General features: G+C 38.6%; 20 protein-coding genes. 14 read left to right on the plus strand and 6 right to left on the minus strand.

Annotation, left to right across the window (positions count from 1 at the left end; all coding sequences use genetic code 11):
- Positions 1-121 precede the first annotated feature (121 nt).
- On the minus strand, positions 122-1,111 hold the full coding sequence (gene speB / locus A8F95_RS18985; RefSeq protein WP_077247446.1) for an agmatinase: 990 nt from the start codon (positions 1,109-1,111) through the stop codon (positions 122-124).
- 102 nt (positions 1,112-1,213) lie between these two features.
- Positions 1,214-2,641 carry an MFS transporter gene (locus tag A8F95_RS18990; RefSeq protein WP_065411977.1) on the minus strand — a complete coding sequence of 476 codons (1,428 nt, stop codon included), beginning with the start codon at positions 2,639-2,641 and terminating at the stop codon, positions 1,214-1,216.
- A 728-nt stretch (positions 2,642-3,369) separates the two neighbouring features.
- Here A8F95_RS18990 and A8F95_RS22715 point away from each other — a divergent pair.
- The 14 genes from A8F95_RS22715 (at position 3,370) to A8F95_RS19050 (ending at position 19,555) form a co-directional block, all read left to right on the plus strand.
- Positions 3,370-3,513, plus strand: coding sequence for a hypothetical protein (locus A8F95_RS22715; protein WP_176713761.1), 144 nt, complete (start codon positions 3,370-3,372; stop codon positions 3,511-3,513).
- Positions 3,514-3,650: 137 nt separating this feature from the next.
- Positions 3,651-3,923, plus strand: coding sequence for a hypothetical protein (locus tag A8F95_RS18995; RefSeq protein ID WP_065411978.1), 273 nt, complete (start codon positions 3,651-3,653; stop codon positions 3,921-3,923).
- Positions 3,924-4,058: 135 nt separating this feature from the next.
- On the plus strand, positions 4,059-5,105 hold the full coding sequence (locus A8F95_RS22180) for a polysaccharide biosynthesis protein (RefSeq protein WP_141676302.1): 1,047 nt from the start codon (positions 4,059-4,061) through the stop codon (positions 5,103-5,105).
- 132 nt (positions 5,106-5,237) lie between these two features.
- Positions 5,238-5,444 (plus strand): hypothetical protein, encoded by a 207-nt coding sequence (locus A8F95_RS19005; RefSeq protein WP_065411980.1) that lies wholly within the window; start codon positions 5,238-5,240, stop codon positions 5,442-5,444.
- 357 nt (positions 5,445-5,801) lie between these two features.
- A complete protein-coding gene (locus A8F95_RS22720; RefSeq protein WP_176713762.1) occupies positions 5,802-5,954 on the plus strand; it encodes a hypothetical protein in 153 nt (50 codons plus the stop codon).
- Between the two features lie 486 nt (positions 5,955-6,440).
- Positions 6,441-7,808 (plus strand): sigma-54 interaction domain-containing protein, encoded by a 1,368-nt coding sequence (locus A8F95_RS19010; RefSeq protein WP_065411981.1) that lies wholly within the window; start codon positions 6,441-6,443, stop codon positions 7,806-7,808.
- A 176-nt stretch (positions 7,809-7,984) separates the two neighbouring features.
- Positions 7,985-9,085, plus strand: coding sequence for an MBL fold metallo-hydrolase (locus tag A8F95_RS19015; protein WP_065411982.1), 1,101 nt, complete (start codon positions 7,985-7,987; stop codon positions 9,083-9,085).
- A gap of 656 nt (positions 9,086-9,741) precedes the next feature.
- Positions 9,742-11,043 carry a hypothetical protein gene (locus A8F95_RS19020; protein WP_065411983.1) on the plus strand — a complete coding sequence of 434 codons (1,302 nt, stop codon included), beginning with the start codon at positions 9,742-9,744 and terminating at the stop codon, positions 11,041-11,043.
- A 451-nt stretch (positions 11,044-11,494) separates the two neighbouring features.
- On the plus strand, positions 11,495-12,739 hold the full coding sequence (locus A8F95_RS19025) for an MFS transporter (protein ID WP_065411984.1): 1,245 nt from the start codon (positions 11,495-11,497) through the stop codon (positions 12,737-12,739).
- A 48-nt stretch (positions 12,740-12,787) separates the two neighbouring features.
- Positions 12,788-14,215, plus strand: a complete 1,428-nt coding sequence (locus tag A8F95_RS19030) for a M20 family metallopeptidase (RefSeq protein WP_065411985.1) — start codon at positions 12,788-12,790, stop codon at positions 14,213-14,215.
- Between the two features lie 84 nt (positions 14,216-14,299).
- On the plus strand, positions 14,300-15,310 hold the full coding sequence (locus A8F95_RS19035; RefSeq protein WP_077247447.1) for a glutaminase: 1,011 nt from the start codon (positions 14,300-14,302) through the stop codon (positions 15,308-15,310).
- 271 nt (positions 15,311-15,581) lie between these two features.
- Positions 15,582-16,484, plus strand: coding sequence for an arginase (rocF, locus tag A8F95_RS19040; RefSeq protein ID WP_065411986.1), 903 nt, complete (start codon positions 15,582-15,584; stop codon positions 16,482-16,484).
- A gap of 282 nt (positions 16,485-16,766) precedes the next feature.
- Positions 16,767-18,206, plus strand: coding sequence for an amino acid permease (locus A8F95_RS19045; RefSeq protein WP_065411987.1), 1,440 nt, complete (start codon positions 16,767-16,769; stop codon positions 18,204-18,206).
- A 737-nt stretch (positions 18,207-18,943) separates the two neighbouring features.
- On the plus strand, positions 18,944-19,555 hold the full coding sequence (locus A8F95_RS19050; RefSeq protein ID WP_065411988.1) for a DedA family protein: 612 nt from the start codon (positions 18,944-18,946) through the stop codon (positions 19,553-19,555).
- A gap of 287 nt (positions 19,556-19,842) precedes the next feature.
- Here the strand turns inward: A8F95_RS19050 and phoU are convergent, their stop codons facing one another.
- From phoU to pstC, 4 genes are all read right to left on the minus strand, one after another.
- A complete protein-coding gene (phoU, locus tag A8F95_RS19055) occupies positions 19,843-20,502 on the minus strand; it encodes a phosphate signaling complex protein PhoU (RefSeq protein ID WP_065411989.1) in 660 nt (219 codons plus the stop codon).
- 16 nt (positions 20,503-20,518) lie between these two features.
- Positions 20,519-21,289: a phosphate ABC transporter ATP-binding protein PstB gene (gene pstB, locus A8F95_RS19060; protein WP_049666421.1), complete on the minus strand. Its 771-nt coding sequence runs from the start codon at positions 21,287-21,289 to the stop codon at positions 20,519-20,521.
- Between the two features lie 75 nt (positions 21,290-21,364).
- The gene (gene pstA, locus A8F95_RS19065) at positions 21,365-22,189 is read right to left on the minus strand and encodes a phosphate ABC transporter permease PstA (protein ID WP_049662094.1); all 825 of its coding nucleotides are present in this window, start codon (positions 22,187-22,189) and stop codon (positions 21,365-21,367) included.
- Positions 22,189-23,103 carry a phosphate ABC transporter permease subunit PstC gene (gene pstC, locus A8F95_RS19070; RefSeq protein ID WP_065411990.1) on the minus strand — a complete coding sequence of 305 codons (915 nt, stop codon included), beginning with the start codon at positions 23,101-23,103 and terminating at the stop codon, positions 22,189-22,191. Before pstC ends, pstA begins: the two co-directional genes overlap by 1 nt.
- Positions 23,104-23,148: the final 45 nt, after the last annotated feature.

Consider the following 23,148-nt stretch of genomic DNA (forward strand, 5'->3'; position numbering starts at 1 on the left):
AATTATTATGCTGTAAAAAGGTATCATGCCAACGGTTACTTATAATCGAAAATTACATTGTGCCATATGTAAAGGGGCATCCAAAAGTCAAAAACAGACTTATTGGACGCCCCATGCGGTTTTATACTTGGGAAGAAAGAACTTCTTCTTTATTTCTCTTTTTCTCTTTTTCTTTTAAAACATAGCTAAGTAAATCCAGTGAAATACGCGCCGCGACTTGTTCAGTCATTCCTGTAGGATCATAGGGGGGAGCAACCTCCACTAAATCAAAACCAATGACTTCGCCCCGTTTTGCAATTCCTTCCAACAACTCATTTACTTCATCGTAAAGAAGGCCGCCCGGGGAAGGGGTTCCTGTTCCAGGTGCGATAGATGGATCAATGCCATCAATATCAATGGTTACATAATATTTTTCACCTGCTGGAATTTGCTCCAGCACTTGTTCAAGGCCCATTTTTCTCATTTGACGGGGTGATAAAATCACGCTTCCATAGTCTCTTGCTGCATCAACGTCTTCTTTTTTGCTGCTGCTGATACCACGGATGCCGAATTGAAAAATGTTCTGAACATGATCTAACTCAGATAAACGGCGAATACAGTTTCCATGTCCATAGCGCATACCGGAACGATGGTCGGCCCAATCCAAGTGGGCATCTATTTGAATGACATGGAATGGGCCGAGTTCTTCCAGGCCTTTCCCTACTGCTGCTGTAATGGAATGATCGCCGCCCAATACGACCGGCATGGCACCTTTTGACACTATTTTTCGAATGGCTTCTTCTGTGTTCTCATGGCATTGCATAATATCCCCGTGCACCATGTCCACATCGCCACAATCTACTACTTTCCAATCCGGGCCGAGATACATGATATCATTTTCAATATCATAAGCACCTTCCAGTCCAAAGCTGTATAATGTAGAGCCTTCACGGATGCCTCTTGGCCCCATTCTTGCGCCAGACTTCCATTGTGTCCCCATATCATTTGGCACTCCGATAACCGCTACATCAGCATCTAATTGATCAAGATCAGGACAAAGCGGGTATTTCCCAAAAGTACATATTCCTGTAAAGGGCAAATTTAAAAATTGTTTTTCATCACGATTTACCATCATTTTTCCTCCTTTTTATTCTTCGATTCAGTAAAAGTTTATGCAGGTTTTATGCCAATTCATTGGAATTTCAAAGTGCTTTGATAAAAAAGTTTAAATGGCTTATTCTTCATTGACCGCCCATTTTTTATCTGCTTGAAAATTTGGTACAGGCTTTTCTAGTCCTTCTTCTGGTGGAATAGTTTTGGAAACAACTATCATGGCGGCAATGGCAAATACAACATTCACCAAAATACCGACTGAAGCAGCAACGTGGATGCTGCTTATTGCCATGAGCATTCCATATACCGCTGTTGAAATAGCAATTCCAAATGAATATCCTAATGAGCTTCCCATTTTATAAATTCCGGATGCTACACCAACTTTATCGTCTGCAATATTTACGAGAGCCGTATCTGTCGATGGGGTTGCATACATGCCAATGCCAATCCCGGAAATTAAAAAACCGACAAATGCAACAACGATATAAGCCAGATCAGACAAAAAGGTCATCGCCGTCATACTCATGCCAAGTGAAGCGATAAAAGTGGCGGTAAGCATGGGTTTTCTCGCACCCATTTTTTGCAGCATTTTTTCGCCAACCCGGATCATCAACACTAATGCCACGACGTTTCCAACCGTGAGTAATCCGGTTTGAAAAGAAGTAAATCCGCGTGCCAGTTGAACATACGTATTGGCAACAACAATATTGGCCGCGATTCCATTTTGAAGGCAGTTTGAGACAACAGCTCCGGTGTACGCTTTAGTTTTAAAAAGCGAAAATTCAATAAATTGATTCTTCTTTTTTCGTTCAATCGCAAAGAAGATCACCAGTGTGACTAACACGCCACCAATCAGGCTCAATGTTAAAGAGCTCGTCCATCCGAAATCTTGTCCGCGTGTTACGATGATATTGACCATTAACATCATAAGGATAAAAAGAAAAAAACCCGGGAAATCAAATTTTGTTTTACCTTGTTCCTCTGCTTTACTTTCCGGAATGCCTCTTAGCAACAACATCGATAATAGAGCGATGCCAATAGATACGACAAATATCCATTTCCATCCTATGTACGTCGCAATGGCACCACCGACTAAAGCGGTTAGCCCACCGCCGCCCCATGATCCGAAAGACCAATAACTGAGTGCTCGTTGGCGTTCTTTTCCGTCAAAAGCCGCTTTAATAAGGGCAAGGGATGCAGGCATAATGCAAGCGGCCGAAATCCCCTGGACAACACGGCCAAAAATTAATAAGGTGGCATTTTGAGAAACAATGATCAGCAAACATCCAGCAATGCTCAGCATCAACCCAATATACGTTAATTTCTTCCGGCCCATACGATCAGAAATCCCGCCGGCCGCAACGATGAAAAGGCCTGAAAATAACGAGGTTAAACTTGTGGCGATGTTTAGCGTTCCAAACGAAACGCCTAAATCCTTTTGCATGGCTGGAATAATATTAATCATAGATTGGGCAAACAGCCAAAATGTGAGGAGCGCAAGAACGATGCCGACAATAAATATATTTGCGTTGTAGCTTTTTACTTCCATCCTTCTCCCCCTTTGTTCGGTTCCTTTATAGATGGTTAAGATCTATCTTTTTAATCACTCATAGAAAGCTAACTAGTTAAACCGCTTTCATTTTTGTTTTTTAACCTTCACCAATCTTTTGCCTGACTGTTTTTTTATAAGAAAAATACATTAAACCAAGGGATTGCCGTCATCCAACTACTATGCTGCTATCTTTTATTCTAAATATCTATCCATCATATCGAGCCCACCTTTTTGTTTTTTTTACTTCACTTACTTATTTGCAAAATTTATGCCAGCCATAAAACAAAGATAAATAAGCTACGATAGTCAAATATGATTACGATCGATTCATCCATTTTATCATTAAATATAGACTGACTATTTGTAATTTTACAATAAAAATAGCTCTCTTTTGTTCACATAGAATGGATGCATCCTTTTTGGCATTTGTTTTTATTTATTAGTCATAATTGAGTAGAGTATATTCATTTTTGACTATCCTTTAGATTTATACCTTGCTATAGGCGAATGCCAAAGACGATAAAGGGTAAGGTGAACATTGAGAAAGGAGGGATACACTTCATTTTGACGATCATTCCAACAGTGAAGTAGATGGGTATTAATTTATAAAGGAAAGGGTTTAAATATCTAAACAAGATTTAATCTTTTTAAATCATAGATTGGCGAGATTAGTAGATGTGTGATTTATGTGATGCTGCACATTCAGTTAGAGGTCAGGAGGAACGTTGCTTTACATCCAACCTTGCCCAGTATGCGGCCCTATTTCAGGGGCTGCCTTTGTTGAAAAGAATAAGATAATGGCTAAGTTCGATAAAGACCTAGAGGCAGCCTTACGACGGCTGGCGATTGCCGAGAAGGACGTGAGTTGATGGCAGTTAATCAAAAACCCAAGTACGAAAATAAGAAAGTGAAGCGAGACGGTCATGTTTTTGATCGTCTCAGAAACTGCAAGGGTATTTTGAGAGATAAGACCACAGTTCGTTGAAAATGTAAAAGAGGACTTTAAATGAGCATTTTAATAGAATCACAGATTAAGAGTCTCCAGACTGAAAGATCACATCTCCTTGTGAAAGATGGGGAAGGAAGGATGGGCTCTCATGTTGCTGGATGTGACCCAGTTGAAGAAGATATGCAGCACCGGCGTTACATACTGGATTTGGCTCAGGAAGAATTAAAAGAAGAAAATAAAAAAGCCAGGAAAAGTTCCTGGCCTTTCACTACATTAATTTGCTTCGATACGAATAGCATCAATTCTTTGGCAGTCTACAATAAGAGTTGAGCCTTGTTCTTTTTTAGTGTCCATAAAGAAAGCACAGCAATTTTTTCGATCGAAGTTAATAAATATTACGTCTTCTAATACTTTGCCGCTAGATAAAAAAACGTCTACTTCTGTTTGTGTTTGTAACTTTTTTAGTTGATCACAAATACATCCCTTGCATTTATGTTCATGCTCATGGTGTTCATGCTTGTGGCCATCGCAATGGTGTTTGTGCTCATGGTGTTCATGTTTGTGGCAATTGCAATGGTGTTTGTGCTCATGGTGTTCATGTTTGTGGCAATTGCAATGGTGTTTGTGCTCATGGTGTTCATGTTTGTGGCAATTGCAATGGTGTTTGTGCTCATGGTGTTCATGTTTGTGGCAATTGCAATGGTGTTTGTGCTCATGGTGTTCATGTTTGTGGCAATTGCAATGGTGTTTGTGCTCATGGTGTTCATGTTTGTGGCAATTGCAATGGTGTTTGTGCTCATGGTGTTCATGTTTGTGGCAATTGCAATGGTGTTTGTGCTCATGGTGTTCATGTTTGTGGCAATTGCAATGGTGTTTGTGCTCATGGTGTTCATGTTTGTGGCAATTGCAATGGTGTTTGTGCTCATGGTGTTCATGTTTGTGGCAATTGCAATGGTGTTTGTGCTCATGGTGTTCATGTTTGTGGCAATTGCAATGGTGTTTGTGCTCATGGTGTTCATGTTTGTGGCAATTGCAATGGTGTTTGTGCTCATGGTGTTCATGTTTGTGGCAATTGCAATGGTGTTTGTGCTCATGGTGTTCATGTTTGTGGCAATTGCAATGGTGTTTGTGCTCATGGTGTTCATGTTTGTGGCCATCGCAATGGTGTTTGTGCTCATGGTGTTCATGTTTGTGGCAATTGCAATGGTGTTTGTGCTCATGGTGTTCATGTTTGTGGCCATTGCAATGGTGTTTGTGCTCATGGTGTTCATGTTTGTGGCCATCGTGATGATGTTCATGCTCATGGTGTTTATGCTTGTGGCCATCGCAATGGTGTTTGTGCTCATGGTGTTCATGTTTGTGGCAATCGCAATGGTGTTTGTGTTCATGGTGTTCATGTTTGTGGCCCTCGTGATGATGTTCATGCTCATGGTGTTCATGGTCGTTCTGTTTAGGCTTGTGGCAACGATTTTTCTTATGACTCATAAAGTAATTCCCCCCTTTATTGTTTAGTAAGAACTTACACTATACTTTATGAATTCAAAGTCAATATTGATTGGACAAACATCTTAATCATATTACCTAATTTTTGGAAGGTGATTGTGTGATTGGGTGCTTTGAGCACTTGGATGAAGCAAAAATAAAGTGAAGGAGTTAGTAGAAGCAGGACATAGAAGTATTTGTATTGCTCAAGAAATACCGATGAAATTGAAGGTGGAAAAAAAGCCAGGAAAGCTCCCGGCTCTTAAAAATATTGTTGGTAACTTTATTTTAACAAATGTTTCTCGGCTAATTGGTACAATACTTGGTTCGGGATTAGGTGTAGTAAGCGCAAATTACGCCGTTTTATGAACATTTTACAAAAAAAGCAAAATTAAATTAAAGAGGAGCTGCCTAATAAATTATTAAGAATTTAAAAACTTCAATACAGGAATAATGATTTCTTTTGTAAATTTTTAATGATGGGTTTAAAGTATTCAAAAGAATTCAATTAATTTTATAATTTATTTTTAGAAGAATCTGTAGAAATCGAAGTCGAAATTTTATAGTAGTTTATAAAAAATTTAAAGAAGAAGAATATGTCTGTTATTGATAGATTGCTTTATCAAAGATGAGATTCAAGAACTTAGAGTAGGAGTGTCAATACTAGATAATCTTGAAATGTGTAAAGGCAGGTATGCTTAAGACAGTATAAAAGAATCTAATGCAATGTATGAAGCTGAAAAAATTGAAAATAAAGGTTCATTTAATGCTTATGAAATTGGCTTTATATTGAATCGCTCAATAAATGAAAAGCTTAGAGAGGCTACAGCCTTATTGGCATTACGAGAAAAAGAAATAAAGAATCAATTAAATAATTAGTTTTACCAGGAAACTGAAGGACACCACAACTTTGGAGCAGTATGCCGCTGCTTTATTGTTTGGTGTCCTCTTTTATTTTGGAAGGGGATAAGGGATATGAATGCAAAACAATTAAAATTCTTTAGAGAGATAGACGAGAAGGAAATATAAAACTTGATTATCGGAGAACGGAGAGAATATCGGGCTCTAAAGTTCAAATAGAGAATAAAAAGAACAAGAAGCAGCTGGTGTTATTAATCTGTTTCCCTCTGTATGTCAGCAGGATCGGCTCAATGAGTTAAGGGTAAAGCAAATAGGTTGATATACTAACATTCGTAGCAACTTTTCACAAAACTTTACTATCCAGTTTTTTATTAAATGAGAAATTTGATCTGACTTTTTTAAATTAAACTTAAAGACTTTTTGCCTTTTTTACTGGTGAAAATAATTTGTATGTTTAGTCTATTTTGAATATTATATAATCAGTAATGACTAGGAGGGGGAAACATGGATTTGAGAGAACATGCTTTTCTGCTTTTAAAGCATATTTTAGATCATTCTTTTGATGAAATTTTTATTGCTGATAACGTAGGTAACATATTACATGTAAGTGGGAATACAGAAAAAATATTCGGGATACCGCCTGAGAAATTCATTAATCAAAATATCTTTGCTTTAGAAGAAGAAGGGATTTTTTCTCCTTCTATTATTGCAACAGTGTTGAGAAACGAAAGAAAAGAAACATTTATTCAAGAAACGATACATAATAGAAAGCTAATCATCTCGGGCTATCCAGTTTATGACGATAAAGGGGCTTTACTAGGAGCGCTTAGTTTTTCTAGAGATATAACAGAGTTTGAATACTTGAAAAAAGAGAATGAACAGGTTGCGAAAGCTATGCAATTATATCAAGAAGAAATAAAAAAATTAAAGCAACAAGCGATGCATTCCTCTGTTTTTAAAAAAGGAAAAATGGAAAAAGTATTTGATACTGTACTAAAGGTATCTGATTTGGGAGTTACTGTATTGTTAGAAGGTGAATCAGGAGTTGGAAAAACGAGAATCGCTCAAATCATTCACGAAATGTCAAAAAGAAAAAATCAACCTTTCATTGAAGTTAACTGTGGTGCGATACCTGAATCCCTAATTGAGTCTGAGCTATTTGGATATGAAGAAGGAGCGTTTACTGGAGCGAAAAAGGGCGGAAAAAAGGGATATTTTGAAACGGCCGGAGAAGGAACGCTGCTATTGGACGAAATTGGCGAACTGCCCATGAATCTTCAAGTGAAATTACTGACTGTTTTACAAAACCAATCACTTGTGAGAGTGGGCGGAAGTAAAAAAGTGGGACTGAAATGCAGAATTATTTGTGCTACCAATCAAAACTTAGAAGAAATGATTAAAAATAAACAATTTAGAGAAGACCTTTATTATCGAATCAATGTGATTAAAATGACAATTCCGCCGCTTAGAGAGCGAAGAGACGAAATTGTCCCCCTAGTTTTTGAAATCACCGAGGAAATGAATTTGAAGTATGGTATGAATAAACACTTTACTACAGCCATGGTTGCTTGGATCAGTCAACAAGAATGGCCAGGAAATGTTCGGGAGCTGCGGAATTTCATTGAAAAAAAGATGATCACGACGAGTGGAAATGAAATTGACCTTGAAATGAATAACGAGGAAGCGGATAACCATTCGTCAAAAGAGGTCATGAAAGAAATGACACTGCAGGATTATATGGAGACGGTAGAAAAAGAGTTTATTTTGCGCATGTACCAACAATATCCAAGCAGTGTTAAAATCGCTAAAAAACTAGGCATTAGTCAATCAACAGCTAACCGGAAAATACGGAAGTATATCGGAGAATGTTAGTCGTTTTTGACTGCAAAGATCCGATATAATAAATCAAGGGTGTCCCAGAAGAAATGCTTCTAGAAAAGCACGGATTCTTGGCGATCGGTTTGATACAAGGGGCTTTTTATGACTTCTTGAGAATGAAAAAACTAACGGACATACCCAATCGAAACAGGAAGGGATTATAAAAAGCAATGATTTATTTATTCCTATTAGTAGTTATCTTATTTACTCTCGTCTTCTTGTTTATAAAGATACATCCAGTGTTCGGCGGGAATCTAAGCAAAGAGCAGAAAGAGGAATATAGCCGGCTGGAAAATTATGTTAATGGTAAATTCATTAATCAAATCCCAACAAAGATGAACATGAGGGTATCTGATTATTTATCTATGATGAGGGATAATATGGCTGGTCGTACTGAACGAAATCCTGCTGGTCCAATTCCTGTCTCAGAGATGGATTGGAAGAAAGTGAATAGTGAAGAAGATAGTCTAACATGGTTTGGGCATTCTGCTTTTTTACTTAGTATCAACCATAAGAAAATACTCGTAGACCCGATGTTAGGACCGGTTGCTTCACCCGTTTCTTTTGCAGGAAGCAAGCGTTATAGCCAAAATATATTAGACATTATTGATGAATTACCCTCTATTGATGCAGTGTTGATTACACACGATCATTATGATCACTTAGATTATCCATCTATAGTAAAGCTAAAGAGCAAGGTTAAGCATTTCTTCGTCTCTCTCGGTGTTCATACTCACTTAATTCGATGGGGAGTAGAGGAAAAAAAGATTACAAAATTAAATTGGTGGGATGAAATCCAATTTCAAGGGTTAACCATTGCATTCACTCCCTCTAAACATTTTTCAGGAAGAGGAATTTTTAATCGAGATGCGACCCTATGGGGTGGCTGGGTCATTCTTGGAAAACAGACACGTTTCTTTACGAGCGGAGATGGCGGCTATGATGCCCATTTTAAAGAAATAGGCGAAAAATACGGACCTTTTGATATCGCATTAATGGAAGGTGGCCAGTATGATAGACGCTGGTCCTGGGTTCATATGACACCGGAACAATCTGTACAAGCCAGCATAGATGTAAAAGGAAAGCAGATGATGTTAATTCATTGGGGAGCCTTTACTCTTGCTTATCATAGCTGGACGGAACCTATAGAGCGAGCTTTAGCAGAAACAAAAAAGGCAGGAGTTCGTATCCTTACTCCTAAAATTGGTGAAACGATTCCTTTAGACAGAGATCTGTCTGTTTCTCATTCACCTTGGTGGAAAAATATATAGTAATAAGTTTTATAACTATTTTAGGGAAAAGATGTTTGTTTATATGCTTAGGGTCTGCATTCTTTGGGTGCAGGCTCTTTTGATTAGATAAGAAGATGAGTGTTTATAATCATGAATCTTTAATGAAGAACTTCAATCAAAGTGAAGGTTCAGAAGTGAATAAGATGATCGAGAAAATAATTCCCCTTTTATGGAGTATTCCATATCAGATAGATTGCTGTCAAAAGCAAATGTGGTACTACCTATGAAAATATCTTCTTATGAAGTATAGGATCTATGTTTTTTATGAGTATTGCCAAATGGAGGGCAGGAGGAAGGTTAGTGGAATAAAAACATAAGTATGATAAGATAAATATTAAGCATAAACAGGATTGGAAATTCAAAAAATCATCAAATGTTTATCGAATTTTTGCAAAAGATAATAAAATTTTACATGCAACAGATTCTGCTTTCTCATAGACATAAATAGAGACATGTATCGTTTTCATCTAACTGTTGCTTTTTATAAGAGAACGATGGGAGAGTTTCGTATAAAAAGGGAAAGATAGGATAAAACCGTGATGAAGGTTGAAGAATTAATAGTATAACATAAAGTGAAAAATGACTTGTATTAAATGTTTTTGTATTTATAAGTGGTTAGAAAGTAGGAATAGAGAATGTATAGAATTGGTGTGGTTGGCCCAAGTTCATCGATCAAAAGAATTCTTGAACTGGCTAATGAAATCGAGCAAGAAATGGAGTTTATCTCTTATCCTTATACAGAGGTAGAAGAAGTAAAAGGGATTGTATCAGAATATTATCATCAAGTGGATTTCTGGATTTTTTCAGGATATATCCCATATCAGGTGGCTGAAAAAATATTGCCTTCGAATGAAAATGTGGTTTACATCTTCTCTACAGAATCTAGCATTTATAAAAGTTTTATGGAATTGGCTTACTCTCAACGGAAATTGTTAGACCGTATCAGTATCGATATGTTTCCTGCTACAAATGTAACGGAAGGAGAAAGTTTGCAGCAACTTAAAAAAATGGTAAAGGAATTTTATGTGAAAGATTTTGATGCAGACATTTCTTCCAAGGATTTGTTTACCTTCCATTATGATTTATGGAAACAGAAAAAGATTGAAGGGGCTTTGACATGTTATCCAACTGTTCATGAGGCTTTAAACAAAGCTGGTGTTCCTGCGTTTTTAATGTCCCCGACCCGCGTTGAGATTTTTCAAACCCTCAGAATTTTTTTCGAGAAGATTAGGGCCTCTTATTACAAAGATACTCAAATCGGGGTTGAAAAAATTGAGGTAAAAGATTTTGACGCAATTAAAGAGAAAGTGGAAAAAACTTATGAGGTTCAATATCTAGAGCTTAAGATCAAGGAAACGCTTCTTCAGCTTTGTGAGAATTTAGATGGGTCTCTTGTCGAGGAAGGGAACGGTCGATATACTATTTTCAGTTCTCGAGGGGCAATTGAAAGAGAGATTCAAAAATTAAGGGAAAAAGTTCAATACTTGTCGCTGGAGGCGGATGCAGTTGTTTCTGTAGGAATCGGTTTTGGAAAAACCGTGCTATCAGCAGAAATAAATGCGCATCGCGCTCTTCAAGAATCGAAGAGAAAAGAAGAACAAGAAATTATGATCGTCCAGGATGATGGAACAATCATTGAGTCAGCAGGACAGGAAGAAGAACTGACTTATGCTTATCGTACAGAAGATAAAGAGTTCTTAGAGACATTAAAAAAGGCAAAGATCAACGTAAAAACATTTAAAAAAATAGATGCTTTGATCAAAAAAATGGGATGGAGTAATTTTACGACAAAAGATTTGGCTATGAATCTTCAGATGACGGAAAGAAATGCTCAGCGGATTGTGGCTGAATTATGTGACGCGGGGTTAGCAGAGTGTATTGGTGAAGAGTCACATCAGAATCGAGGAAGACCGATTAAAGTATATTGTTTGAAATAAGCATTCAATTCGAATGCTTATTTTTTTATTTTACATAAAAAAACTATTGAATAAAAACAAAGCATCCCCTATTATATAAATAACGAAAATTTCGTTATATATTCGTTAAAGGAGAAATATTTTTAAAATTAAGGGGGAGTCACTGGGGTCAACTAGTCTCATCAATCGTTCGTTTTATTAAAATAGACAAGTTGGATTGGAAAAATACGTTTCATTAGTAAAAGTAAATAGTTGTCCACAAAGAAGGTCACTATTCAAAAAAGCGTTACTTTAGTAATTAGAAGAGTTTTTGATATGTAAGAGCAGTTGACCGTGCGGAATTTCAAACTCTAGATAATGAAAATGAAAGCGCTTCGAGTAGTGCTTAAAAACGTCTCAAACAATCGAATTTGAAGATACATTCATTTTTGATATCTACATCAATTATTTTTTAAAGGGAGAATAGGAGAATATGGATTCGAAACGTATGAGAAATTGGATTTTAATCTTGTTGTTTCTAGGGTGGTCTCTGGGAAATCTAGATCGTTACATTATGAATTATGCAGTTTTATCTATTACAGAAGATTTAAATTTGAGTTCATCCTCTACTGGACTTTTACTTAGCAGTTTTTTTGCCGGATATGCGCTTATGCAAATGCCGGGAGGATGGCTGGCAGACCGATTTGGACCTAGAAAAGTCCTTATTGCTGCAGTTGTTTTGTGGTCGATTTTTACAGGGTTAACAGGTGCTGCCTGGTCCTTGGCTTCTATGATTATTATTCGTTTTCTATTTGGTATCGGAGAAGGTGGCTTTCAGCCTTCTAGCTCAAAAATCATATCACTTACGTTTCCTAAAGCGGAACGTGGTCGAGCAATGGCAGTAATGCTGTCATCAGGGGGGATCATTGCCCTTATTATTCCTATCGCATCAGCTGCACTGCTGACGACGATCGGCTGGCGCAGTACGTTTGTCATAATGGGAGCTGCAGGTGTTATTATTGCAGCGCTTTACTGGTATTTCATTAAACTTCCAGAAACCAACCCAGCAGGTAACATGACTCAAACCGCAGTTTCAAATCAAAAGGGAATTTTCAGTTCATTATTTAAAACACCCATGGTCTGGAATTTAATTATTGCTTATTTCTGTATTTATGCAGTGAACTGGGGTCTTGCAACATGGATACCAACCTATTTAGTTAAAAACCGTGGTCTAGATTTAATTTCAATTGGCTGGGTTCAGACGATTCCAGGAGTAACAATGCTAGCGGGTATCTATTTAAGCGGTTATATCATTGATAAGCTGCCAAAAGGCCGAGAAAGATTGGCAGGAGGGCTTTCATGTACCATGATTGGAATCTTGCTGTATCTAATGTTTACAGCTTCAAGTGTCGCATCATTCATTACGTATCAAACGATTGTTAATCTATTTATTGCCTTTGTTGTGACTCTATTACCGGCCATTATACTTAAACAATTGCCATCTTCTGTTACGGGTACGGCCATGGGAATTGCCAATACTGGCGGTCAATTGGCTGGATTCCTGACGCCAATGGCGATTGGATTTATCGTTGATGCGTTTAATGGTTCATTTGATGCCGCGTTTTGGATGTTAATTGGACTTTCTGTTGTCTGCATTGGAGCGTTTTTAACCTTAAATGATAAAAAAGGAGACCTGCTCAAACAAAACGAGGAAGAAGCTTATGCGTTAGATGCATAATCAATACAAATCGTTTATTGCTAGAAAACTTTGAGGGAGGTCTTGTAAATGAAGTTACAAACACTTATTTCTGATCTAATTGAGCAAAAGAGAGACAAATTTATTAAGCTAAGTGATAAAATTTGGCATTGTCCGGAAATCAACTTCCAAGAACATCAATCATCGGCATATTTATGTCAAGCGTTAGAAGCTGAAGGGTTTCACATTGAGAGAGAGGTTGCCGGACTGCAAACTGGGTTTATTGGGAGCTATGGAAGTGGTAAACCGGTTGTGGCCATTTTAGGAGAATTCGATGCTTTAACAGGCCTAAGTCAGAAAAAAGGTCTTGCTAAACATGAGCCGGTTACTCCAGGCGGCCATGGTCATGGGTGCGGTCATAACTTGTTGGGAGCCGGTGCTTTTGCTGCCGCAGTGGCCGTTAAAAACTATATGAAGCAAACAGGTTTGCAGGGGACAGTTCGTTATTATGGTTGCCCGGCAGAGGAAAATGGTTCTGGAAAAGCCTTTATGGCTCGTGCAGGGTTGTTTGATGATGTAGATCTGGCTCTCTCTTGGCATCCCTCGACCATTCCCATTATTTGGAACGTCCATACACTTGCCAACTACGCTGTGACGTTTAAATTTAATGGGAAGAGTGCCCATGCTGCCGCGGCTCCTCACTTAGGCAGAAGTGCATTGGATGCAGTAGAATTGATGAACATCGGCGTTAACTATTTGAGGGAACATATGATTTCCGAGGCAAGAGTGCATTATGCCATTACGGATACCGGAGGAACTTCGCCAAATGTCGTACAGCCTCATGCTGAAGTTGCTTATTTAATTCGTGCCCCAAAAAAGCAACAAGTAAAAGATTTATACGAACGTGTATACAACATCGCTAAAGGGGCGGCCTTGATGACGGGAACATCAATGGAAGTGGAATTTGAGGGAAGTGCTTCGAACTTAATACCTAATGTCACATTAGCGAATGTAATGTACAAGCATTTAACTGCGGTGGGTACCCCTTATTATGATCAATTTGATCAGCAGTTCGCTAAAGAAATTCGAGCCACTCTTACTCAAGAAGATGTTCATAATGACTTAGCAGGGTTAGATAAAGAAACAGCACTGTATTTGAAAGATAAAGCTATTGCAGATATTATTCCACCGCTTGGTGATATAAGCTCTTTATCAGGCTCTACTGATGTCGGCGATGTCAGCTGGGTAGTCCCAACGATACAATGTATGACAGCATGCTGGGCGCTTGGCACTCCTTTTCATACATGGCAGGCAGTATCACAAGGGGCCATGCCTATTGCTCATAAAGGCATGCTTCAAGCAGGAAAAGTTATCGCTTGCACAGCGATCGAGGCTATGTTAAATCCAAATATTATCGAGAAAGCAAAATTAGAATGGAAGGATCGTATGGAAGGGGAAACATATGAGTCCCTGATTCCTGAAAACATAACGCCGCCTCGAAAAGAAATGTACGTTTAATAGTAAGTTCGAAGAATAATTGATGATGAGAATGAGCTAAATTCTCATCATTTATTTTGCTTCTGCAGAAAGGAAAGATGGAACATGTCTGTAGCTACAAAAGGGATCTTCCCACCTGGCCAAGAAAAAAATCATGAAAAACATCGACATAGTGTCTATTTAAATCAATGGGTTGAGCAATATCGCCCCTATGCTGTACAAGGCCAATGTGCTGCCTATATTCCAGCTTTAGAAAAGGTGGATCCGTTGCAATTGGGGATTGTTATGGCAGCTCCGGATGGAACGGTCTTAGAGTCTGGGGATTGTAAGAGTTCCTTCACTTTACAAAGCATATCGAAAGTCATTAGCTTTATAGCTGCCTGTATAGATTTTGGTACCTCATATGTTCTGGATAAGGTAGATGTAGAACCGACTGGCGATGCATTTAATTCAATTATTCGTTTAGAAGTGCATAAGCCAGGAAGGCCATTTAACCCGATGATCAATGCCGGTGCGCTCACTGTAGCCTCTTTACTTGGAGGAAGATCAACTTTCGAAAAGACCGAATCATTTTTAACATTGTTTGAAAAGATGGTGAGGAAACGCCCGGTTATGAATGAAGCAGTCTTTCAGTCGGAATGGCAAACGGCCCATCGGAATAGAGCGTTAGCTTATTACTTGAAAGAGACTGGATTTTTAGAATCTACAGTTGAAGAAGCTTTAGAGGTGTATCTAAAGCAGTGTTCAATTGAAGTGACCGCTCAGGATATAGCCATAATCGGATTAGTGCTAGCTTATGACGGGTTTCATCCAATTTACAAGGAGCAAATTTTTCCAAAAGAAGTGGCCAGGCTGACGAAAGCATTGATGGTTACGTGCGGAATGTATAATGCTTCTGGCAAGTTTGCAGCTCTTATTGGTTTGCCGGCCAAAAGTGGAGTTTCTGGTGGCATCATGGCAACTGTTCCCGGCCGAGTGAATTCTCCAAATTCTCCATTTCCACATGGATGTGGGATTGGGATTTACGGGCCAGCTATAGATGAATATGGCAACAGCGTGGCAGGAGCGATGCTGCTAAAACATTTAGCTAGAGAGTGGGATTTAAATATCTTCTAATAAAGTAATGTTTACAAACGTTTTAGTTATATAAACTATTTTATATTTTTAGAAAAATAATGGATATTATTCTCCGTTAAAAGGACAGAGAAGGGAAGGCTGTGCCACCTTTTTCTGTCCTTTTTGTATTGTATATAGATAATCTAGAAAACTGAAAAGTAGAAAAAGAACGAAAGGAATTAATCGCATAAATATTAAAAAAAATGTCGAGTTGAGTCATTTGTTTTTTTCAGTTACACTAATTCAGAAAATTAGTGAAGGAGACGAAAGCATGACAAAAGAGATTTCAATTATCGGTGTTCCCATGGATCTAGGCCAAACGAGAAGAGGAGTAGACATGGGGCCAAGCGCCATACGATACGCTAGGTTAAGCGAAAGGCTAGAAAAGCTTGGTTATACTGTCTACGACGAAGGGGATATACGTGTCGGGCTTCGGGAAAGAGCAACCGCCGATACGGAGACTAATTTGAAAAATTTAAGTGCTGTAGCAGAAGGCAATGATAAACTAAGCCAAAAAATAAACGAGATTACGAGTTTGGGAAGGTTCCCATTGGTGCTAGGAGGAGATCATAGCATTGCCATTGGAACATTGGCTGGCGTTGCAAAGCGTTCTGAGAATCTAGGAGTCATTTGGTATGATGCCCATGGAGATTTAAATACAGCCGAAACCTCACCATCAGGAAACATACATGGAATGCCTTTGGCGGTTAGTTTAGGAATGGGACACCCTGTCCTCACTAATATTGGGGGCTATACTCCTAAGATAAAACCTGAAAACATTGTCATCATTGGAGCCCGTTCCTTGGATGAGGGAGAGAGAGAATTAATCAAGGAAAAAGGCATTAAAGTATATACCATGCATGAAATCGACCGAATGGGCATGACAGCAGTAATGGAAGAAACAATCACTTATTTGAAAGAACGCACGGATGGCGTGCATCTGTCTCTTGATTTAGACGGCCTGGACCCCGAAGATGCACCTGGAGTAGGTACACCAGTAGTGGGAGGAATCAGCTATCGGGAAAGCCATCTAGCAATGGAAATGTTGTCAGAGGCCAATATCGTGACCTCTGCGGAATTTGTCGAAATCAATCCTATTTTGGATGAACACAATAAGACAGCTAGAGTGGCTGTTGCGCTAATTAGTTCGTTGTTAGGCGATACATTACTTTAAACGCTATGAAGTAGTTCTTGTTAGGAGCGACTGAGTTTAACTGCTTCGAACTGATTTTGAACTTTCGATAAGTTATGTAGATTGTTAAATAAAATGAAAGCGTTCTATACAAGAAAAAGACTGTCTCCCAAAAGAATTAAGAGAAGTCTATAGCAAGGTTTAAAATAAATTTCTGTCTAGATATTTAAAAATTCAAAAAATATCGCTTCGTTTATTCGCCTAGAAGTGGTTTTCAAAATAAAGAAACCGCTTTTAAAGTAAAGAAGTTAAAGGAGAGTTTTAATGTCATCAGGAAACAATGAAACACATGAATTAAAGAGAAGTATGAAGGCAAGACACTTGTTTATGATTTCGTTAGGGGGATGTATTGGAACAGGATTTTTCCTTGGTTCGGGCTACACAATCCATGAAGCAGGTCCAACGGGTGCGATTCTTTCGTACTTAGTCGGCGGTTTCATTATGTATTTAACTATGCTTTGTCTTGGAGAGCTGTCCGTGGCCATGCCTGTTTCAGGTTCTTTTCAGACATATACGACAAAATTTATCGGTCCTGCAACTGGTTTCTCTGTCGGCTGGCTTTATTGGCTGGGCTGGGCTGTAACAGTTGCCTTAGAATTTTTAGCAGCTGGACAGCTTATGCTAAGATGGTTTCCAGATTCACCAGTTTGGATGTGGTGTGCTATCTTTGCTGTCCTTCTCTTTGTGTTAAATGCTTTATCAACAAGAGCATTTGCTGAAGCAGAATTTTTATTTTCGAGCATTAAAGTAGTAGCTATTATTATGTTTCTCATCGTGGGCGGAGCTGCCATGTTTGGTTTGATTGATATGAAAGGCGGACAAGAAGCGCCATTCTTTTCCCAGTTTTATGCACAAGGACTTTTCCCTAATGGCGTATCAGCCCTTCTTATTACGATGATTACAGTTAACTTTTCGTTTCAGGGGACAGAGTTAATTGGTATTGCGGCAGGAGAGAGTGAAAATCCTGAAAAAACGATTCCGAAATCAATCCGACAAACGGTATGGAGAACGCTTTTCTTCTTTGTGCTATCGGTCTTTGTTCTAGCCGCCATGATCCCTATGGAGAAGGCAGGGGTAGTGGAGAGTCCGTTCGTCGTCGTATTAGATAGCATTGGAATTCCTTATGCTGCCGATATCATGAACTTTGTTATTCTTACGGCTCTTTTATCTGTTGCCAATTCCGGACTTTATGCCGCAACGCGTATGCTGTACTCTCTTTCAGTAGAAAAGATGGCCAGTCCAATGGTAGGAAGAGTCAACAAAAGAGGCGTACCGATGAATGCATTGCTGATTACCCTTGCGATAGCTGGCTTATCTCTGCTTTCGAGTGTAGTAGCAGCAAAAACCGTCTTTGTTTGGCTGCTTTCTCTTGCGGGGCTCGGTGCACAAATTGGCTGGATTGCTATTACGGCTTCCCAGCTTGCGTTTAGAAAAAAATATATTCAGCAAGGTGGAAAAGTGGAGGATTTAAAATTTAAAATTCCTCTTTATCCGATATTGCCGATTATAGCCTTGATAGCAAACTGTATCGTTATGATTAGTTTAGCATTTGATCCTGCTCAGCGTATGGCCCTTTATTGCGGAGGAATCTTCTTTATTGGCTGTTACATTGTTTATCATTTAAAAATGAAAAAACATCAAATTTTAAATGCAACACAACAAGAAGTCCAGTTGAATCTGGATAAAAAAATAATCCTTAAATAACGAAAAAAGCAGAATCTCCTGTATCAGGGATTCTGCTTTTTTGTTTTAAAAAAGACGCAATAAATAATATTTGATACATAATGTGAAAAATTCAAATACATAATTAAAGTAATTTCACTTAAAGAGAAATGCTTGATAGCAAACAGAGCAGACTTTGTTGGTATTCTTCCGAGAGGTCTTCTGCTCCTTTAATGACGAGTTTCTTCCTTATTATATGAGCATAAAATAAGGAACTTTGATCTTTTAAGACTTACTCAAGTAAAACTTTTGTACTTTCAAGGTTACTAAATAATACTTTTTAATTTTAGAGACGTGATTTTTGACACTTAAATTAAAATAATCTTATGATAGTCTTATACATTATCATTGTAGTTACAAAATGATTGTTTGCAGAAACGATGTTGATATGGAAGCTGCCATTCCTGCTTAAAGTAAAATGTTTGTATAGAGAGGTTCAAATCGAATACGATATGATGAGTGTGTAGGTGATGTTGGAAGGATAAAAGGGAAAAGCAGCCATACATTTGTTTTGGCTATATACAATATATTTCACAGATAAGGAACAAACTAAGACAAGAAATAGAGTGTAAAAAATCTTTTGAAGTTATTACTACTTTTAAAATGAGAAATACTGTACACACATCTATCTATAAAATAGAATGGAAGGTTTGATGGTTTCTAAAGATTTAACGGGCTGTTTTTTCGACTTTGATTATTAGCAGAAGAGGAGCAATAAGATGGAAAGCTGGATTACTAATATAATGGAACAATTCGGATACGTAGGGATTTTCTTGTTAATTACGTTAGAGAATCTATTCCCGCCTATCCCGTCAGAAGTAATCTTAACGTTTGGTGGATTTATGACTACACACACATCCCTCAGTGTCTTTGGAGTGGTTATGACTTCCACCTTCGGATCGGTGGCAGGAGCGATTATTCTTTACAGTATCGGATTGCTGATTGATGTACATAAGATAGAAAGAGTAGTTGAGAAGTGGGGGCATCTTCTTAGACTATCAAAAAAAGATGTTGATAAAGCGAATGATTGGTTTTCTAAGTATGGAGTATGGACGGTGTTTTTCTGTCGGTTTGTCCCTTTGATTAGAAGTTTGATTTCCTTGCCAGCTGGCATGATGCGTATGAATTTTTGGGTGTTTTTAGTATTTACCACTTTAGGGACGTTAATTTGGAATGCAGTCCTCGTTAATGTAGGGGCGGCTGTTGGGGGATCGTGGGACAAGATTGTGGGGTATATGGATATATACTCAAATGTCATGTATGGAGTGCTCGGTTTATTATTTATAGTGCTTGTTGTTTTGTTTATCAGAAAAAGAATGATTGCGAAGTAAATAAGTCTCTCTTAGATAACTTTGTTATCCCCTCGTCCTAAATCTAGGAGGAGGGGATCTAGGTTGCGAGCATAAGGAAGGACAAAACAGAAAAAAATAAATGTATAAAGCGTAAAGTCGGAAGGAGCGACTTTACGCTTTATTGTATAAGATATGTTCCAGGCGGTTCCAACGGAAGAAGCCGCATAGAAAGAATAGGGGAGGAAACGAAAATAATGGATCTTCAGGGAGTGATGTATCCCAAACTTCCTGTTACGAGGATTGTTTCTTAGCAAACTGCATGATTACTAAGAATTCAAATCATATATTTGACCTTTGATCAGGTAAGCAGCACTTTCAGCGATATTTGTAATATGATCGGCTGTACGTTCAAGGTAGCGATTTATGAATAAGAGCTGTACTAACTGAGTTGTGTCTTCTAGGTTTTGTTTCAACTCTTCGGTGATCCGCTTATAGTTCTCAGCGTAATGGTTGTCGACTTGATCATCTAGATCAGCAACCTCTCTAACAAGAGAGATGTTCCCATCTATAAACGAAGTCACTGCCATCTGAAGCATATTCATAGATATTTCTTTCATTTGCTCAAGATTCGTTAGGCTTATCAAAGAGTGAGCTGTTCCGATTTTGATAGTTGCTTTCGCAATATTCGCTGCAAAATCGGCGATTCGCTCGATGTCCGATGTGATTTTTAAAGAAGCGATGATTCTTCTTAAATCTGTTGCAAACGGCTGCTCTTTCGCTATGAGCCACACTGCGAATTGATTTATTTCGATATCAAGGTTATCGATAACTGTATCGTCCTCGATTACCTTTAAAGCCAACTCCATATTTTGAGTCTGAAACGCAGTAAAAGCTTTCTCAAATGCAGAAATGGCAAGTTCATTCATTTCTATCATTTTATTCTGCAACTCTTGTAAACTGTTATCAAAATTCTTACGTGCATTCATGGAAATCATCCCTTCATTAACCGAAACGTCCGGTTACGTAATCTTCTGTTCTTTGGTCTTTTGGATTAGAAAAGATTTTCTTCGTGACATCATATTCAATGATTTCCCCATTCAAAAAGAAGGCGGTTTTGTCAGATACACGTGCTGCCTGCTGCATATTGTGGGTAACAATGACAATCGTGTAATCTTTTTTTAATTGAGCGATTAATTCCTCCACTTTGAGTGTGGAGATAGGATCTAATGCAGAAGTGGGCTCATCCATTAAGATGACCTCCGGCTTCATTGCGATGGCACGCGCGATACAAACACGCTGCTGCTGACCGCCTGATAGCCCGAGTGCCGATGTTTTTAAACGGCCTTTCACTTCATCCCAAATTGCCGCTCCACGCAAACTTTCCTCGACAATTCGATTTAATTCTCTTTTACTTTTTATACCCTGCATTCGAGGGCCATATGCTACATTGTCATAAATACTCATCGGAAAAAGATTTGGCTTTTGGAAGACCATCCCAACCTTTGTCCGAAGCTGAATGACATCGTGAGATTGGTAAATGTTTTCGTGATCAATAGTAATATCACCAGAAATCTTTACCCCATCAATTAGATCATTCATCCGGTTTAACGTTCGTAAAAAAGTCGACTTACCGCAGCCAGAAGGACCGATTAAAGCTGTCACTTGCTTTTCCTGAATATCGATTGAGATATTATAGAGTGCTTGTTTATCACCATAAAATAAGTTCAGATCATTTACGCTAATCTTAGTTGCTTTCTCTATTTGCTGATTCATAGGCGATAATTCTTCCTCCTTGCTTTCTTTGTTCCGCTCCAGTAATGCTGTACTCATGTATCGCACCTCATTCAATTAATAGTCAGCCTTATTTAATTTCTTTGATATAAACGTTGCTAAGAGGTTCAAAACTAAAATAATGACAATTAACACGATTCCAATGGCAGCTGCAAGCTCAATGTCTCCAGCCTCCTGAGTCACCAAGTAGGAGTGAACGGTTAATGTTCTTGCAGATGAGAAGATACTTTCAGGCATCGCTGCTACCGTTCCAGCTGTTAAAAAGATCGCGGCAGATTCACCAACAATTCTCCCAATTGAGAGGATGATTCCCGATAGAATGCCGGGCATGGCGCTTGGCAAAATCACTTTATATAAAGTTTGCAGCTTTGTTGCACCAAGGGCGAGGGATCCCTCTCTGTACTGGTGTGGTACTGTTTTTAAGGCTTCTTCTGTTGTTCGGATGATCACTGGCAATACGATAATAGTTAGAGTCAGAGAAGCTGCAATGATAGACATCCCTAATTTCAGCGTAGCGACAAAAAATACTGCACCAAATAATCCATAAATGATAGAAGGGATTCCTGTTAAACTTTCTGTTGCAAATCGGATCATTTTTACTAATCGGCCTTGTTTAGCGTACTCTTGAAGGTACACCGCCGCCAAAATTCCGATTGGTGTCGCAATCAATAACGAAATGACGATTGTATAGATCGTTGTAATAATCATCGGCCAAATACCGCCGCCACCAGTTGGTGAGTAATCGCCAAAGATGAAATCCAAGCTGATTAATCGGAACCCTTTGAAAAAGATGTACCCTACAATGACGACAAGAATGGCAACAGTCAGAAGGGCGGAGAACCAGAGAAGTCCGCGCAGCAAATTATCTTTAAACCTTCGCATTAATTACCACCCCTTGAACTGATTTTTGCTAATACGAAATTTAACAATAAAATAAAGGAGAATAAAACAATTCCAGTAGCAAACAGCATTTCTTGATGAGTACCGAACGCATAGCCCATTTCTAAGGCGATATTGGTCGTCAGCGGACGCATACTGTCTGTCAGGCTTGTAGGAATGATAAGGCTGTTTCCTGCAACTAGAATGACCGCCATTGTTTCTCCAATTGCTCTTCCTAAACCTAGTACAATAGCTGCCATAATGCCTGATTTGGCTGCTGGCACGACGACTTTAAAGATGGTTCCAATTTCGGAAGCACCAAGTGCCAAGGATCCTTCTCGATACGTTTTTGGAACGGCACGAATAGCTGTTTCAGCGACAGTCACAATCGTTGGAAGCATCATGATCGCTAATACTAAGATGACCGCCAACAAGCTTTGTCCTTTCGCTAAACCTAAGTTGTTCTGCAAGAAAGGAACGATAATAGCAAGTCCAAATACACCATATAACACGGACGGGATACCCGCCAGCAGCTGTACCGCTGGTGAGATGATTTTGGCCATGCTTTTTGGGGCAAGCTCCGATAGAAAAATGGCGGTAAACAGTCCGACAGGTACTCCAATGATCAGAGCGCCAATAGTCGCGTAAACTGATGCGACAATCATCGGGAAGATCCCAAATTGATCCTCACTTGGCACCCAATCCGTTCCGAAAATAAAATCTATAAAGCTATAGCCTTCTGCGATGAATGGATGTGAGCCTTTGTAAAAGACGAATCCAATGATGAGCAGTAAACTAAATACCGATAAAAGGGCACAAAACAAGAAAACTTTTGATGAGACATTCTCCAGAAAATACTTCTTTTTATTAGATTTTCTGTTATTCGTAGTTTGATTTTCAATAGGCAGGCTTGCCATGCTGCATTCCCCCAAGATTTCTTTTGCTTTCTAACAATCTATGAA

The sequence above is a fragment of the Pseudobacillus wudalianchiensis genome (assembly GCF_001685015.1).
Lineage (GTDB): Bacteria > Bacillota > Bacilli > Bacillales > Domibacillaceae > Pseudobacillus > Pseudobacillus wudalianchiensis.